The organism is Acinetobacter sp. BIGb0196 (genome assembly GCF_011759595.1).
Taxonomy (GTDB): Bacteria; Pseudomonadota; Gammaproteobacteria; order Pseudomonadales; family Moraxellaceae; genus Acinetobacter; species Acinetobacter guillouiae.
In genome coordinates, this window is sequence record NZ_JAAOZA010000001.1 from 2,101,000 (window position 1) to 2,116,439 (window position 15,440).

The 15,440-nt window shown below is 39.9% G+C and carries 13 protein-coding genes; 12 read left to right on the plus strand and 1 reads right to left on the minus strand.

Going from position 1 to position 15,440, the window contains the following annotated elements; all coding sequences use genetic code 11:
- Nucleotides 1-9: 9 nt before the first annotated feature.
- The 6 genes from FHR28_RS09560 to FHR28_RS09585 all read left to right on the plus strand — a co-directional run bounded on the left by FHR28_RS09560 (nucleotide 10) and on the right by FHR28_RS09585 (nucleotide 6,913).
- The gene (locus tag FHR28_RS09560; protein ID WP_004720367.1) at nucleotides 10-1,116 is read left to right on the plus strand and encodes a DUF475 domain-containing protein; all 1,107 of its coding nucleotides are present in this window, start codon (nucleotides 10-12) and stop codon (nucleotides 1,114-1,116) included.
- A gap of 2 nt (nucleotides 1,117-1,118) precedes the next feature.
- Entirely contained in the window at nucleotides 1,119-1,697 is a 579-nt protein-coding gene (locus FHR28_RS09565; RefSeq protein WP_004720368.1) for a TerD family protein, read from the plus strand.
- 116 nt (nucleotides 1,698-1,813) lie between these two features.
- Nucleotides 1,814-3,121 carry a vWA domain-containing protein gene (locus tag FHR28_RS09570; protein ID WP_105712603.1) on the plus strand — a complete coding sequence of 436 codons (1,308 nt, stop codon included), beginning with the start codon at nucleotides 1,814-1,816 and terminating at the stop codon, nucleotides 3,119-3,121.
- Nucleotides 3,122-3,135: 14 nt separating this feature from the next.
- Nucleotides 3,136-3,852: a TIGR00266 family protein gene (locus FHR28_RS09575; protein ID WP_004720370.1), complete on the plus strand. Its 717-nt coding sequence runs from the start codon at nucleotides 3,136-3,138 to the stop codon at nucleotides 3,850-3,852.
- A gap of 17 nt (nucleotides 3,853-3,869) precedes the next feature.
- Complete coding sequence (locus FHR28_RS09580; RefSeq protein ID WP_004720371.1) at nucleotides 3,870-4,460, plus strand: TerD family protein; 591 nt, start codon at nucleotides 3,870-3,872, stop codon at nucleotides 4,458-4,460.
- Between the two features lie 248 nt (nucleotides 4,461-4,708).
- The gene (locus tag FHR28_RS09585) at nucleotides 4,709-6,913 is read left to right on the plus strand and encodes an OsmC domain/YcaO domain-containing protein (protein ID WP_151801420.1); all 2,205 of its coding nucleotides are present in this window, start codon (nucleotides 4,709-4,711) and stop codon (nucleotides 6,911-6,913) included.
- Between the two features lie 162 nt (nucleotides 6,914-7,075).
- On the opposite strand, the gene FHR28_RS09590 is transcribed toward FHR28_RS09585, so the two are convergent.
- Complete coding sequence (locus FHR28_RS09590) at nucleotides 7,076-7,957, minus strand: LysR family transcriptional regulator (RefSeq protein WP_105712605.1); 882 nt, start codon at nucleotides 7,955-7,957, stop codon at nucleotides 7,076-7,078.
- Nucleotides 7,958-8,122: 165 nt separating this feature from the next.
- Between FHR28_RS09590 and FHR28_RS09595 the strand changes: the two genes are divergently transcribed.
- The 6 genes from FHR28_RS09595 to FHR28_RS09620 all read left to right on the plus strand — a co-directional run bounded on the left by FHR28_RS09595 (nucleotide 8,123) and on the right by FHR28_RS09620 (nucleotide 15,373).
- Nucleotides 8,123-9,640, plus strand: coding sequence for a CoA-acylating methylmalonate-semialdehyde dehydrogenase (locus FHR28_RS09595; RefSeq protein WP_004720376.1), 1,518 nt, complete (start codon nucleotides 8,123-8,125; stop codon nucleotides 9,638-9,640).
- A 15-nt stretch (nucleotides 9,641-9,655) separates the two neighbouring features.
- Nucleotides 9,656-10,546, plus strand: a complete 891-nt coding sequence (mmsB, locus tag FHR28_RS09600) for a 3-hydroxyisobutyrate dehydrogenase (protein WP_056511205.1) — start codon at nucleotides 9,656-9,658, stop codon at nucleotides 10,544-10,546.
- 103 nt (nucleotides 10,547-10,649) lie between these two features.
- Complete coding sequence (locus FHR28_RS09605; protein WP_166782471.1) at nucleotides 10,650-12,302, plus strand: AMP-binding protein; 1,653 nt, start codon at nucleotides 10,650-10,652, stop codon at nucleotides 12,300-12,302.
- 73 nt (nucleotides 12,303-12,375) lie between these two features.
- Nucleotides 12,376-13,503 (plus strand): acyl-CoA dehydrogenase family protein, encoded by a 1,128-nt coding sequence (locus tag FHR28_RS09610; protein ID WP_105713009.1) that lies wholly within the window; start codon nucleotides 12,376-12,378, stop codon nucleotides 13,501-13,503.
- A 55-nt stretch (nucleotides 13,504-13,558) separates the two neighbouring features.
- Nucleotides 13,559-14,332, plus strand: a complete 774-nt coding sequence (locus tag FHR28_RS09615; RefSeq protein WP_105712607.1) for an enoyl-CoA hydratase — start codon at nucleotides 13,559-13,561, stop codon at nucleotides 14,330-14,332.
- Nucleotides 14,333-14,347: 15 nt separating this feature from the next.
- A complete protein-coding gene (locus FHR28_RS09620) occupies nucleotides 14,348-15,373 on the plus strand; it encodes an enoyl-CoA hydratase/isomerase family protein (protein WP_166782472.1) in 1,026 nt (341 codons plus the stop codon).
- Nucleotides 15,374-15,440: the final 67 nt, after the last annotated feature.

Sequence of the window (15,440 nt, forward strand, 5' to 3'; positions counted from 1 at the left end):
GTTCAATGGATGAAACATTTTCGCTTTTCGATTCTTTTTACCATCATTTGTCTAGCAATTTCTGCGTATTGGGGTTTTACACATGGTCCCCAAGCCGGCCTAATGACCATGTTCAAGGCATTGGCAATTACTGCAATTCTTGCAGTGATGGAAGTTTCTTTATCGTTTGATAATGCTGTAGTAAATGCTTCGGTACTTAAACACTGGAATCATTTCTGGCGAACCTTATTTTTAACAGTCGGTATTGTTATCGCTGTATTTGGTATGCGTTTAATCTTTCCATTACTCATTGTTGGCGTCACTGCAGACATGGGCATGATAGAGGTTGCAAAACTTGCGCTGAACGATCCAAAAACCTACTCTGAAAAGCTCATGGCACACCATGCTGAAATTGCAGCGTTCGGTGGTATGTTCTTGCTCTTAGTTTTTCTTAACTTTTTATTTGATGATGAAAAAGATGAGCATTGGTTCCATTGGTTGGAGTCAAAACTCGCTGATCTAGGCAATATTCAAGCGATTTCAGTATTTATTTCATTATGTGCATTATTGGTTATGGCTAATTTTGTACCTGAAACTTCTCGTCTTGTTGTAACTATGGCTGGGATCTGGGGAATTGTGGTTTATGTCGGTGTTCAGGTGATCGGACACTTGCTTGAAGGCGGTTCACATGATGATGAACAAGAAGCAACTGAACAAACAACTTCAAATAATGGTGCACCAGTCACAGGTACAATCATCAAAGGCGGTATCGGTGGCTTCTTGTATCTTGAAGTACTTGATGCGTCTTTTAGTTTCGATGGTGTAATCGGTGCTTTTGCAATTACCAGTGATGTGGTAATTATTATGCTGGGCTTGGCAATCGGTGCAATCTTCGTGCGTTCTATGACGGTTTACCTTGTAGAAAAAGGTACGCTTGATGCTTATGTTTACTTAGAACATGGCGCGCATTATGCGATTGGTGCACTTGCATTCATCATGCTTGCAAGTGGAACAGGCTTACATATACCTGAAGTCGTAACAGGCTTGATTGGTGTCGCATTTATTGTTTGGGCAGTAATCTCATCAATTTCATATAGTAAAAAACAATCTCTTGAAACAACTGAAAAAGGAAATTAAAAATGGCTATTAATTTATCAAAAGGCGGTAACATCAACCTGTCTAAAACAGCGCCTACAATGAATAAAGTAGACTTAGGTTTAGGCTGGAATCCTCGTGTGACAGATGGTAAAGCATTTGACTTGGATGCGGTTGCTTTTCTGACTGGTGAAAATGGCAAAGTTCGTTTAGATGGCGACTTCATCTTCTTTAACCAAAAAACTTCTCCTTGTGGTTCTGTTAATCATAACGGTGATAACCGTACAGGTGACGGTGATGGTGATGACGAAACAATTTCAGTTGATCTAGCTAAAGTACCTGCTGATGTCGCAAAAATTGTTTTTGCTGTAACCATTCATGAAGGCCAACAAAATGGTCAAAACTTCGGTATGGTGGACAAAGCTTATATCCGTGTAATCAATCAGGATAACAATGCAGAAGAACTTGCACGTTTTGACTTATCTGAAGACGGTAGTACAGAAGTTGCCATGATTTTTGGTGAGTTATACCGTCATAGCGGTGAGTGGAAATTTAAAGCAGTCGGCCAAGGCTTTAACGGCGGCTTAGGTGCTTTGGCTGCAAGTTATGGTGTTGCAGTTTAATTTTTAAAATCTGTACTAAAAGATTTATCTTTTAGTACTTGAAAGTGATTCGGTTTAAATCGGTTCATTTATGAACACAGTAAAAATTATTTTCAAGTACTAAATAGAGAACAACAATGCAATTCATCACTGGACAAAAACTGGCACTTCACCAATTGTTGCAGACAGAGACACAGTTTAAACTACGTGTACAGGTTCAAGCACCTTTTGAAATCGATATTTCTAGTTTTGGTATTGCGCCAAACGATAAACTTTTCCATGATGATTATATGACTTTCTATAATCAGCCACAGACTCCGAAAGGCGAAGTTCAATATCAGCTTCAAGGCAACATGCATAGTTTTGCCTTTGATTTAAACAAGATAGATACAGCGCGAACATCACGTTTTGTGATCTGTGCCACTTTATCCAATGAGCAGTCTCAAATCCACAATATACAATCGATTCTGGTCGAGTTATGTAATCAACAAGGGCAGGTGCTTGCGAGTTATCTTTTAAATGGTTCTAATTTTAGCCAAGAAAAAGCTGTGATGCTGACTGAGATTTACTTTAAAAGTGATGCTTGGCGTATCGCTGCAATTGGTCAAGGTTTTAATGGTGGCTTAAAGGCTTTGGTTGAGCACTTTGGGGGAGAAGTTGAAGAAAGTACAGCAGCTGCTCCATCAACAGTAAACCCATCGACAAGCAATACACCATCAACAATCGATCTGAAAAAGAAAGTGGTACTGGATAAAATCCAAAATGCAGCTCCACATTTGGTAGATATTACTAAAAAGTCTTTAATCAGTTTAGAAAAAAACAATTTACTCGATGTAAAAGCTCGTGTCGCTTTAGTGCTAGATTATTCAGGTTCAATGCACCAACAGTATATAAAAGGTGATGTGCAAAAAGTACTTGACCGAATTATGCCCTTGGCAGTCAATTTTGATGATGATGGCAGTTTTGAGTGCTGGGCATTTGCAGAAAAATCATTGCGATTAAGCGATGTAACCTTGAACAACTTAGAAAATTTTGTCAATACAGATCAAGGCGGTCATCCAAAGTGGAAAGCTGGTGCACGTTACAATAATGAACCCGCTGTACTTGAAGCCGTGATCCAATATTTTACCCAAGAAAATCCATCTCATTTACCGGTATACGTGGTATTTGTTTCAGATGGCGGGGTCAGTGAAAGTAAAAAGATTAAAAATATTCTTAAAAATGCATCCAGTTTTCCTATTTTTTGGCAGTTCGTGGGTATCGGCGGCCGTAACTATGGTGTGTTGGAACAACTCGATACGATGGATGGGCGAGTAGTAGATAATTGCAATTTTTTTGAAATGAGCAATATTCAAAGTATGCCTGAAGCACAACTGTATGATGCACTGCTTCAGGAATTTCCACTGTGGTTAAAAGAAGCGAAAAATAAAAACATTATTCGATAAAGTGAGGGCAATCGATGGCTAAATTTGAACTTGTAGGCAGTCCAGAACCATTTCTATTGGTCGATTTGGTACAGGGAGAAAAAATATTTTGTGAATCTGATGCAATGGTCATGATTGAGCAAAATTTAGAATTGGCAGGAAATTTACGCGGCGGATTATTTCAATCATTTATGCGTAGATTTACCACAGGTGAATCACTGTTTCAGCAAGAAATCAAAGCATCATTTGGTCATGGACAGTGTTTGCTTTCTCCAAACATAGATGGTGATATGCAAATTCTTAACATAGGACCTCAGCAATACACTTTATCTGATGGGGCTTTTGTTGCAGCAACAGAACATGTCAATGTCAAAGCCAAGATTCAAGCAAATTTAGGTGGTGGATTCTTTGGTGATACAGGTGGTTTTGTGGTGATGGAATCATCTGGACAAGGACAACTGTGTATTTCAGGCTGTGGTACCTTGATGGAAGTCGATGTCAGTACCCAGAACGGAGAAACCACCATTGATAATGGCCATGTTGTGGCATGGGATTCGTCTTTAAGTTACAACATTGGTATGCCAAGTTCACAAAACCGCGGAATTGTTGGAAATCTTTTAAACAGTTTTACCAGTGGTGAAGGTATGGTGCTTAAGTTTAGGGGCAATGGCAAAGTCATTATTTGTTCCCGAAATCGCAAGAGCTACCTCACCTGGTTATCTTCAGCTTTAAATTTAAATAGAAACAATTAAATCTATGAGGGAAACACATGAGTATTAGTTTAGTAAAAGGTCAAAAAATCTCTTTAGAAAAAGGTGATGGTTCATCTTTGACCAAAATTTATCTTGGTGCAGGCTGGGATGTGGCGAAGAGTGGCGGATTTTTAGGTGGTCTTTTTGGTGGCGGTGGTGGTGATTCAATCGATCTTGATGCTTCAGTCATTATTTTTGATGAAAACAACCAACCGCTTGATGCAGTATGGTTCGGTCAATTAAAAAGTAAGGATGGCAGTATTTGGCATTCAGGGGATAATCGTACAGGTGCCGGTGATGGCGATGATGAAGTGATCCATGTTGATCTAACCAAAATTCCACCGCAAGTCAAAGCACTGGTTTTTACAATTAGTAGTTTCCGCGGTCAAACTTTTGAAAAAGTTGAAAATGCTTTTTGTCGTTTAGTTGACTCAAATACCAATACTGAAATTGCAAAATATAACCTTTCAGCAAAAGGCAATTATACTGCCTTGATTATCGCTAAAGTTTATCGCCACAATGGCGCATGGAAAATGTCTGCGATTGGCGATACCTGTAATGGTAAGACCATTCATGACATGCTTCCTTCGATCATTCCGGTGCTTTAAGAGCAGCTGTAAAAATTTTTAATCAACAAAGCCATTTCTAGAAATGGCTTTTTGTTTAAAGTATTTTCAATCTTTCCATTCTAAAGTTATCAATTCTGTAAAATAATTCTATAATAGCGTCCATTATTACTGACCTCAGTTGAGGTTGGTTCATTTTTAAGTCAATTTCTTCTCCGTGATTCGGCTTATTTTTCAATATTTAAATTTTATGTGTCCATGCCAACACATAAGAATATTTAGGTGCCCACATGGAAATCAAAGTCAATTACCTCGACAATCTTCGACAAGAAGCCAAGTTCGATGACTTTACAGTAATTGCTGATCAACCCATTCGCTATAAAGGTGATGGCTCTGCGCCGGGTCCTTTCGATTATTTTCTTGCATCATCTGCTTTGTGTGCTGCTTACTTTGTCAAAGTATATTGTGCAGCTCGTGATATCCCGACAGATAATATTCGTTTATCTCAAAACAATATTGTCGATCCTGAAAACCGCTATAAACAAATTTTTAAAATTCAGGTTGAACTACCTGCGGATATTTCGGATAAAGATCGTCAAGGTATTTTGCGTTCGATCGACCGTTGTACCGTTAAAAAAGTCATCCAAACAGGTCCTGAATTTGTTATTGAAGAAGTTGAAAGTATTGATGCAGATGCACAAGCATTGCTCATGCCAAACTTAGCACAAGAAAGCTCAACTTATATTGAAGGTAAAGATCTACCTTTAGAGCAAACTATTGCCAATATGTCAGAGATTCTGGCAGGTTTGGGAATGAAAATTGAAATTGCCTCATGGCGAAATATTGTTCCAAATGTATGGTCATTACATATTCGTGATGCGCAATCTCCAATGTGTTTCACCAATGGTAAAGGTTCAACCAAAGAAAGTGCTTTGGCTTCGGCATTAGGCGAGTTCATTGAGCGTTTAAATTGTAATTTCTTCTATAACGACCAGTTTTGGGGTCAAGACATTGCCAATGCTGAGTTTGTACATTATCCAGATGAAAAATGGTTTAAACCAGGACCAAATGGAGCGCTACCTAAAGAAATATTGGATGAATATACATTAGAGGTATATAACCCAGACAATGAATTGTTAGGTACGCATTTATATGACACCAACTCAGGTAATACTGAGCGTGGGATTTGTTCATTACCGTTTGTACGCCAATCAGATCAAGAAGTTGTATATTTCCCATCAAATTTGATTGAAAACTTATATCTAAGCAATGGTATGAGTGCAGGAAATACCTTAGCCGAAGCTCAAGTACAGTGTTTATCTGAAATTTTTGAACGTGCGGTTAAACGTGAAATTTTAGAGGGAGAAATTGCACTTCCAGATGTACCTGAAGACGTTTTAGCAAAATACCCGCGTATTGTTGAGGGCATTAAAGGCCTAGAAGAACAAGGCTTTCCAGTCTTGGTTAAAGATGCATCGTTGGGTGGTGAATTTCCAGTGATGTGTGTCACGTTGATGAACCCACGTACAGGCGGCGTATTTGCATCGTTTGGCGCACATCCTAAGCTTGAAGTTGCTTTAGAGCGTAGCTTAACCGAGTTATTACAAGGTCGTAGTTTTGAAGGTTTAAATGATTTACCTAAACCAACCTTTAGCAGTAATGCGGTGACTGAACCGAATAATTTTGTTGAACATTTTATCGATTCAAGTGGTGTGGTATCTTGGCGTTTCTTTAGTGCAAAATCAGACCATGACTTTGTTGAGTGGGATTTTAGCAGTGCAGGTGAAAATGCCAATGCTGAAGAAGTAAAGACCATGCTAAACATTCTTGAGGAAATGGGCAAAGAAGTCTATATGGCAGTGTATGAGCACTTAGGCGCGACAGCTTGCCGTATCATTGTGCCTGATTATTCTGAAATTTATTTGGTTGAAGATTTAATTTGGGACAATACCAACAAAGCATTGTTATTCCGTGAAGATATTTTAAATCTTCATCGTTTGGATGATGAGCAACTTGAAGCCTTAGTTGAACGTCTAGAAGAAGTTGAAGTGGATGATTACACCGATATCGTAACTTTAATTGGGATTGAATTTGATGATAATACTGTGTGGGGACAACTGACCATCCTTGAGTTAAAACTGTTGATTTATCTTGCTTTACAACAGTTTGAAGAAGCCAAAGATTTAGTTGAACAATTCCTGCAATACAATACCAATACTGTAGAACGCGGCTTGTTCTACCAGTGTATGAATGTAATGCTTGAAGTTGAACTAGATGACGACATGGATTTAGATGACTATGAAGCGAATTTCCGTCGTATGTTTGGTGATGAACGAATGGATGCAGTTATTGGTTCTCTAGACGGCAGTATGCGTTTTTATGGTTTGACTGAAACCAGTATGCAGCTTGAAGGGCTTGATCGTCATTTAAGACTTATAGACAGCTATAAGAAGTTACATAAGGCACGTGCTAAAGCTGTTGGCTTAGCAAGTTAAACGCATTTTTCTTTAGAACATAAGTGAAATACCCAAGATTCGTCTTGGGTTTTTTATTTTTAAAAATAATACAAGATTTAAAAAATCACTCAATCAAAGGATTAAGTTTATACTGATGATGAAATGGGCTATCCCTAATATCTCTTATGAATAAGTGAATGACTAATCCATCAATAAATTTTGATATTTATCAGCTTGTGTTCTTAAAAAATCCCAAACCAATTTAATACGCGGTTCATGCTGTAAATCGACTAAAGTTAGCATCCAGAAGGTATGAATAAAACGAACTTCGTCTTGTAACACCTGTTTAAGTTCTGGTTTATTTTCTGCCAAAAACTTCGGCAAAATTGCCAATCCAGCACCTGCACTCACAGCAACTTGTTGGGCCAAAATACTGCTACTTCTAAAATTTGCATTGAGCTGTAAGGGCAGACGTTCTAAACAATACAGTTCAGGGCTATAAATTAAATCGTCAATATAGTTTACAAACTGATGGTTTTTTAAATCTTCAAGTTTTTTAACCGCTTGGGTACTTTCTAAATAGCTTTTACTGCCATAAATTTTAAGACAATAATCGGTTAAACGGGTAATGATATAAGGTCCTGACTTAGGACGATCAATGGAAATCACAATATCAGCTTCACGATGCGACAGCTTAATCATTTTTGGAACCGGGATAAGATCAATCGTGAGTAAAGGGTATTGTTTAGACAGTTCTGCCAATAGCTGGGCTAAAAATGCTGTTCCAAAACCCTCAGGTGTGCCAATTCGCACATGTCCTTGTAACGGTAAGTTGGGCTTTTCAATTTGCAAGAATGCTTGTTCCATTTGCTCAACACGGGGCACCAGTGCCAAGCCTTCCATAGTCAGTTCATAGCCTGTGGCTTCGCGTCTAAACAACGGCGTTCCTAAAGCTAATTCTAGCGCCTGTATCCGTCTAGACACGGTACTGTGTTCGACCCCAATAATACGAGCTGCATTGGTTAACGTCTTGGCACGCGCTAAAACTAAAAAAAACTGTAGGTGATCCCAATCGACTTTCATTGTGTATGACATCCTTGTGCATATTTGCACATTCATTGTGCGTTAATTTCTATTGGTCATCTATATTTTCTTTGTTAGTTTGATTTGAAACAGCACTGATGAAAATACTGCTTTTGGCTATTTTCTAAAAATGTAACAACAAAAAATATTGCCTATGGAGAGGTTATGAACACAATGTCAAATATTCATTCGACGACGGCTAAATTGTTAATTAATGGAAAATTTACCGAATCAAATACTACTGAGTGGCAAGACATTCTAAATCCAGCGACCCAAGAGGTACTTGGTCGTGTCCCAATGGCAACTTTAGACGAAGTTGATGCTGCAATTGCTGCTGCACAAGAAGCATTTAAAACTTGGCGTTTTACACCGATTCAAGCCCGTATGCGTATCATGCTGAAACTGCAAGATTTGATTCGTGACAATATGAAAGATATTGCCCGTGTTTTGACCGCAGAACAAGGTAAAACCTTGGCTGATGCAGAAGGTGATATTCAACGTGGCTTAGAGGTGGTTGAACATGCTTGCTCAATTGGAACCTTGCAAATGGGTGAATATACTGAAGGTGTAGCCCGTGGTGTAGATACTTATACCTTGCAGCAACCATTGGGTGTATGTGCTGGAATTACCCCGTTTAACTTTCCTGCCATGATTCCACTATGGATGTTTCCAATGGCGATTGTTTGCGGCAATACCTTTGTACTTAAACCGTCTGAGCAAGATCCATTATCGACCATGATGCTGGTTGAATTGGCATTACAAGCGGGTGTACCTGCTGGTGTACTCAATGTGGTACATGGTGGCAAACAAGTGGTAGATCGTCTATGTACGCATCCAGACATTAAAGCCATTTCATTTGTAGGTTCAACTGCGGTAGGGACGCATGTCTATAACTTAGCGGGTCAGCATGGTAAACGTGTGCAATCGATGATGGGTGCAAAAAACCATGTCGTGGTCATGCCAGATGCCAACAAAGAACAAACCTTAAATGCTTTAGTTGGTGCTGCATTTGGTGCGGCTGGACAACGTTGTATGGCATTGTCTGTTGCTGTCATGGTCGGTGAAACTAAAAACTGGGTGGATGAATTGGTTGAAAAAGCCAAAACACTGAAAGTCAATGCTGGGCATGAACCGCAAACAGATATTGGTCCCGTGATCTCACCCCGTGCCAAAGCTCGCGTTATAGATTTGATTAATAGCGGTATTGAACAAGGTGCACAACTCTTACTTGATGGTCGAGGCGTACAAGTCCAAGGCTACGAAAATGGCAATTTTGTTGGTGCAACCATATTCAATCAAGTCAGCACTGATATGCGCATCTATACAGAAGAAATTTTTGGTCCTGTTTTAGCCATTATTCATGTTGATACGCTTGAACAAGCCATTGAATTGGTCAATGCCAATCCGTTCGGGAATGGTGTGGGTTTATTTACTCAAAGTGGTGCAACAGCGCGTACTTTCCAAAGCACTATTGATATCGGCCAAGTTGGTATCAATATTCCAATTCCTGTGCCGGTTCCATTCTTTAGCTTTACCGGGTCAAGAGGTTCAAAATTAGGGGACTTAGGGCCTTATGGTAAACAAGCAGTACAGTTCTATACTCAAACCAAAACCATTACCAGTCGTTGGTTCGAAGACACACAAGAAAAAGGTGAAGTGAATACCACCATCAGCTTGCGTTAATATAGGAGTTCAAGGATGAATATTGCATTTATTGGTTTAGGCAATATGGGCGGTAAAATGGCCCATAATTTACTCAAAGCAGGCTTGACGGTTTATGGCTTTGATTTAAGTGATGTTGCAATCGCACATTTCACCGAAGCAGGCGGAATTGCCTGTAATAGTCCACAGAAAGCAGCAGAAAATGCAGATGTCGTAATCACCATGCTGCCAGCCGCAAAGCATGTTAAAGAGGTGTATTTGGGTGAAAATGGGGTACTTGCTGTGCTTAAACAAGGCAGCTTATGTATCGACAGCAGTACCATTGATCCACAAACCATTAAAGACATTGCTGCAATTGGTGCAGAGCAAGGAATTCAAATTTGTGATGCACCTGTTTCAGGTGGCACGATCGGGGCCCAAGCAGGTACGCTAACCTTTATGGTAGGAACTGATGATAAAGCCTTTGAACAAGTCAAATCTGTGCTTGCACCAATGGGTAAGAACATCGTGCACTGTGGTGAAGTGGGTGCAGGACAAATTGCTAAAATTTGCAATAATCTCATTTTAGGCATTTCAATGGCCGCAGTGGCTGAAGGCATGGCGCTAGGGGCAAAACTCGGTATCGATGCACAAGCATTAGCAGGCGTAATCAATAGTTCAAGTGGTCGTTGCTGGAGCTCGGAAGTGTGTAACCCATGGCCGGGTATTTCTGCAAATGCACCTGCTGGACGTGGTTATAGTGATGGCTTTGCCTCTCAACTGATGCTTAAAGATTTGGGTTTGGCTGTTGAAGCCGCAGGCCAAGTCAAACAACCTTTGCTTTTAGGTGGTTTGGTACAGCAGCTTTATCAGCAACTGTGTATGCAAGGTCATGCTCAACTCGATTTTTCCAGCATCATTCAGCAATATTTGCCTAAAGAAACTTAATTATCAATCGAAGCATAGTCAATTTCACCACCAATGGGTGGTGAAAAACCAATAGATTCACTCGTGTCATGAATAACAATAAATCCAGGCCGGAGTATATAATATGTTGAATTATCAGGATGTTGCTAAAACATTTAATTTAGATGGTGCGGTTCAAGAAATGCTCTCAGGTTCAGTCGATCAACTGAATGCCTGTTATGAATGCTGTGACCGACATGCAGAAGCAGATTGCGAAAAAGTTGCCCTATATTGGCAAGCTAAAGATGGTCGTAAAGAGCAATATACCTTTGCTCAACTGAAAAAATGGTCGAGTCAGTTTGCCAATTTTTTAAAGTCACAGGGTATTCAAGCAGGTGATCGTATTTCGGGTTTATTACCAAGAACTCCCGAATTATTGGTGGTGATTCTCGCTGCTTGGCGAATTGGTGCAGTTTATCAACCGCTATTTACTGCATTTGGCCCAAAGGCGATTGAACATCGAGTTCAGCTGGCAAAAAGCAAATTGGTTGTGACCGATATCGGCAATCGTAGCAAACTGGATGAAGTTGCACAGTGTCCACAAATTATGACTGTCGCTGATCAACAGGGTCATGCTGTACAACAAGGTGATTTAGACTTTTGGAAAGAACTCAATCAACAGGCTGAGCAATGCGATCTGGTCATGCAAAGCATTCAAGATCCATTTTTACTGATGTTTACCTCAGGTACCACGGGACCTGCAAAACCTTTAGAAGTTCCACTCAAAGCCTTAATTGCTTTTGGCAACTATATGAAAGATGCGATCGGCTTACGCGCAGATGATGCATTCTGGAATATTGCTGATCCAGGTTGGGCATATGGACTTTATTACGGTATCACAGGACCCTTGTTGTTAGGCCATGCCACTTTGTTTTATGAAGGTGGTTTTAGCATAGACAGTTTATGTCAAATTATTGATGATTATAAAATTACCAATTTGGCAGGGGCACCTACAGCATATCGGATGATGATGGCCGCAGATCCCACTCAAATGGCACAACTAAAAGGTAAATTCCGTGTTGTGAGCAGTGCTGGTGAACCTTTAAATCCAGAAGTTTTTCGTTGGTTTAAACAAGTGCTTGATGCGCCTATTTTTGACCATTATGGACAGACAGAGGTGGGCATGGTGGTGTGCAACCATCATGGTTTAAGCCACGAGGTCCGTGCAGGCGCTGCTGGTTTTGCCAGCCCAGGTTATCGTGTTGCTGTGGTGGATGATCAAGGCAATGAGTTGCCTGCCGATACCGCTGGAATTTTAGCGGTAGATATCAGTCAATCACCGATGATGTGGTTTGGTGGCTATAAAGAAAGTCGTAAATCACCATTTATCAAAAATTATTATTTGACCGGTGATACTGCTGAATTACATGCAAATGGGAGTATGAGTTTTGTTGGACGTAGTGATGATGTGATTACCACCTCTGGATATCGTATTGGACCTTTTGATGTAGAAAGTGCATTACTTGAACATGAGGCAGTGATTGAAGCTGCTGTTGTTGGAGTACCTGATCCAGAGCGAACCGAAATCGTTAAAGCTTTTGTGATTTTGGCAGAAAATAAAACACCATCTGAGGAATTGGCTGAACAACTTGGGCAATTTGTCAAAAAACGTCTGTCTGCCCATGCTTATCCAAGACAAGTTGAATTTGTTACTGAACTACCCAAGACCCCAAGTGGCAAGATTCAACGCTTTTTACTACGAAATCAAGAAATTGCTAAACAACAATTAAGTGTATAAAGCCAGTAAGGATCATCCTACACAAGCTAAACTTGCCGAATGTAGGATGTTAAATGATGCTAAGGAATATGAAATGCAATTTACTGAAGAACAATTATTGATTCAGGACATGGCGAAAAGTTTCGCCCAAGAACAAATTAAACCAAATGCAGCGGAATGGGATAAACACAGCATTTTCCCCAAAGAGACCTTGTCACAAATGGGGCAATTGGGATTTATGGGGATGCTGATTTCAGAGCAATGGGGTGGTTCAGATACCGGCAACTTAGCCTATGTTCTTGCACTTGAAGAAATTGCGGCAGCAGATGGTGCAACCTCCACTATCATGAGTGTACATAATTCAGTTGGTTGTGTTCCGATTGCTAAATTTGGTAGTGAAGAGCAAAAACAAAAATATTTAATGCCTTTGGCACAAGGTGAAATGATAGGTGCTTTCGCATTGACCGAACCGCATACAGGCTCTGATGCAGCAGCACTGAAAACCCGAGCTGTCAAAGATGGTGAGGATTGGATTATTAACGGTGCAAAACAATTTATTACTTCAGGAAATAATGCTGGTGTAATTATTGTATTTGCAGTGACCGATCCAAGTGCTGGTAAAAAAGGTATCAGTGCCTTTATTGTGCCACGGGAAACTGCGGGCTATGAAGTGATTCGGACTGAAGAAAAACTGGGATTGCATGCTTCAGATACCTGTCAAATTGCATTGACTGATGTGCGTGTACACAAAAGCTTAATGTTAGGTCAAGAAGGTGAAGGGCTTAAAATAGCACTGTCTAATCTGGAAGGCGGTCGTATTGGTATTGCTGCGCAAGCGGTGGGTTTGGCACGTGCTGCCTTAGAAGAAGCCAGCAAATATGCCAAAGAACGGATTACTTTTGGAAAACCGATTTTTGAACATCAGGCAATCGCTTTTCGTTTGGCCAATATGGCAACAGAAATCGAAGCAGCTCGTCAATTGGTCCATCATGCCGCACGATTGAAAGAAGCAGGCAAGCCCTGTCTCAATGAAGCCTCAATGGCAAAATTATTTTCCTCAGAGATGGCAGAGCGTGTCTGTTCTGCTGCACTACAAATCTTTGGTGGTTATGGTTATTTAAAAGATTTTCCAATTGAACGGATTTATCGTGATGCACGTATTTGTCAAATCTATGAAGGCACCAGTGACATCCAGCGTTTAGTGATTGCGCGAAGTTTATAAATAGAGTTAATCGCTGTGTATCAGATGATGGGATAAAACAGATAAGGAAATGAATATGCAATTTGAAACGATTTTACTGGAAAAACATAAAGGTGTAGGTTTAATTACACTCAATCGCCCAAAGGCTTTAAACGCATTAAATTCAAAATTAATCCAAGAAGTAAATTTAGCTTTAGATGACTTAGAAAAGGATCAGGATATTGGCTGTATGGTGCTGACTGGTTCAGAAAAAGCCTTTGCCGCTGGTGCTGATATTAAAGAAATGGCGGGATTGAACTTTCCCAATATTTATTTTGATGATTTTTTTAATCTTGCCGATCGAATTGCGCAACGCCGTAAACCTTTAATCGCAGCTGTCAGTGGTTATGCCTTGGGTGGTGGTTGTGAGTTGGCACTGATGTGTGATTTTATTTACTGTGCGGATAATGCCAAATTTGGCTTACCTGAAGTCACTTTAGGCGTGATTCCAGGCATTGGGGGTACGCAGCGTTTAACCCTTGCCATAGGTAAAGCCAAAGCGATGGAAATGTGTTTAACCGCTCGACAAATGGGGGCAATTGAGGCAGAACTGAGTGGTTTAGTTGCCCGTGTGTTTAGCCCCGAAGAGCTTTTAACCCAGACTTTAAGTGCTGCTGAAAAAATTGCTGAAAAATCATTGGTGGCGACAATGATGATCAAAGAATCAATTAATCGTGCCTTTGAAGTGAGTTTGGCGGAAGGTTTACGTTTTGAACGACGAACCTTTCATTCAATTTTTGCTACTTTGGATCAAAAAGAAGGCATGCAAGCCTTTGTTGATAAACGCCAAGCCAACTTTAAAAATCAATAATAGGATGAAGATCGGATGAATACTCAAAATCATTTAATCATCGAACAGAATGCAGCTCTGGGTGTGATTACCTTAGATCGAGTGTCCAACCTGAATGCACTGACTTTGGATATGATCAATGGTATCCGTATACAAATTGAAACTTGGCAAAATGATGTTGGCATTCAAGCGATACTGATCAAATCTAATAGCCCAAAAGCATTTTGTGCAGGTGGTGATATTCGTTATCTTTATGATTGTTATCAAAATGGTACAGATGGACATAAAGGCTATTTTATTGCTGAATATGACATGTTGAATAGCATTCGCGCGTCTAAAAAACCGGTTGTGGTATTGTTAGATGGCTATGTCTTAGGTGGCGGTTTTGGTCTGGCACAGGCCTGTCATATTATTGTCAGTAGTGAAAAATCACGTTTTGCCATGCCTGAAACGGCGATTGGTTTCTTTCCTGATGTTGCAGCAACGCACTTCTTGTCACGTTTAGATGATATTGGGGTCTATCTGGCAACCACAGGTAACCAAATCAGTAGCAGTGATGCCTTATATTTAGATTTGATTGATTATCATGTTCCTAGCCAACAATTTAATGCCTTACTTGATGCGCTGAGCCAATCAAGCAATTTAAGCAAAGACAATATTGAACAGATAATTTCTAAATTTATTACCCGCCCTGTAGAAAGTGAACTCAGTGCATCGGTCGAGAACATTCGTAAGCATTTTGGCTTTGAAAATTTGCAAGATATTGAAAAAAGTCTTGAAAATGAAAAAGATCAACAGCATCAAGCATGGGCAAGCAAAGTCTTAAGCACTTTGCAACAACGTTCTTGGGTGGCGAAAAAAACCAGTTTAAGACTGCAATACTTGGGACGGGGATTGTCATTACAACAATGTATGCAGTTGGAACGAAATTTACAGGATATCTGGTTTGAACATGGCGATATTCTTGAAGGTGTTCGTGCTTTAATTGTCGACAAAGATAAACAGCCAAAGTGGCAAAAAAGCAATATTGTTTTAGATAAAATATTGGCTGAATTAGGTTAGTCTTTTTAATGCGTATATCAGTTCTGTTTTTATAAACATTCAGATACTTTTAAAGGCAACAAAAAAA

Bases quoted from the DNA above. Each gene is read 5' to 3' on its own strand.
- FHR28_RS09560 (WP_004720367.1), top strand. From the start codon at position 10: ATGAAACATTTTCGCTTTTCGATTCTTTTTACCATCATTTGTCTAGCA.
- FHR28_RS09565 (WP_004720368.1), top strand. From the start codon at position 1,119: ATGGCTATTAATTTATCAAAAGGCGGTAACATCAACCTGTCTAAAACA.
- FHR28_RS09570 (WP_105712603.1), top strand. From the start codon at position 1,814: ATGCAATTCATCACTGGACAAAAACTGGCACTTCACCAATTGTTGCAG.
- FHR28_RS09575 (WP_004720370.1), top strand. From the start codon at position 3,136: ATGGCTAAATTTGAACTTGTAGGCAGTCCAGAACCATTTCTATTGGTC.
- FHR28_RS09580 (WP_004720371.1), top strand. From the start codon at position 3,870: ATGAGTATTAGTTTAGTAAAAGGTCAAAAAATCTCTTTAGAAAAAGGT.
- FHR28_RS09585 (WP_151801420.1), top strand. From the start codon at position 4,709: ATGGAAATCAAAGTCAATTACCTCGACAATCTTCGACAAGAAGCCAAG.
- FHR28_RS09590 (WP_105712605.1), bottom strand. From the start codon at position 7,957: ATGAAAGTCGATTGGGATCACCTACAGTTTTTTTTAGTTTTAGCGCGT.
- FHR28_RS09595 (WP_004720376.1), top strand. From the start codon at position 8,123: ATGAACACAATGTCAAATATTCATTCGACGACGGCTAAATTGTTAATT.
- mmsB (WP_056511205.1), top strand. From the start codon at position 9,656: ATGAATATTGCATTTATTGGTTTAGGCAATATGGGCGGTAAAATGGCC.
- FHR28_RS09605 (WP_166782471.1), top strand. From the start codon at position 10,650: ATGTTGAATTATCAGGATGTTGCTAAAACATTTAATTTAGATGGTGCG.
- FHR28_RS09610 (WP_105713009.1), top strand. From the start codon at position 12,376: ATGCAATTTACTGAAGAACAATTATTGATTCAGGACATGGCGAAAAGT.
- FHR28_RS09615 (WP_105712607.1), top strand. From the start codon at position 13,559: ATGCAATTTGAAACGATTTTACTGGAAAAACATAAAGGTGTAGGTTTA.
- FHR28_RS09620 (WP_166782472.1), top strand. From the start codon at position 14,348: ATGAATACTCAAAATCATTTAATCATCGAACAGAATGCAGCTCTGGGT.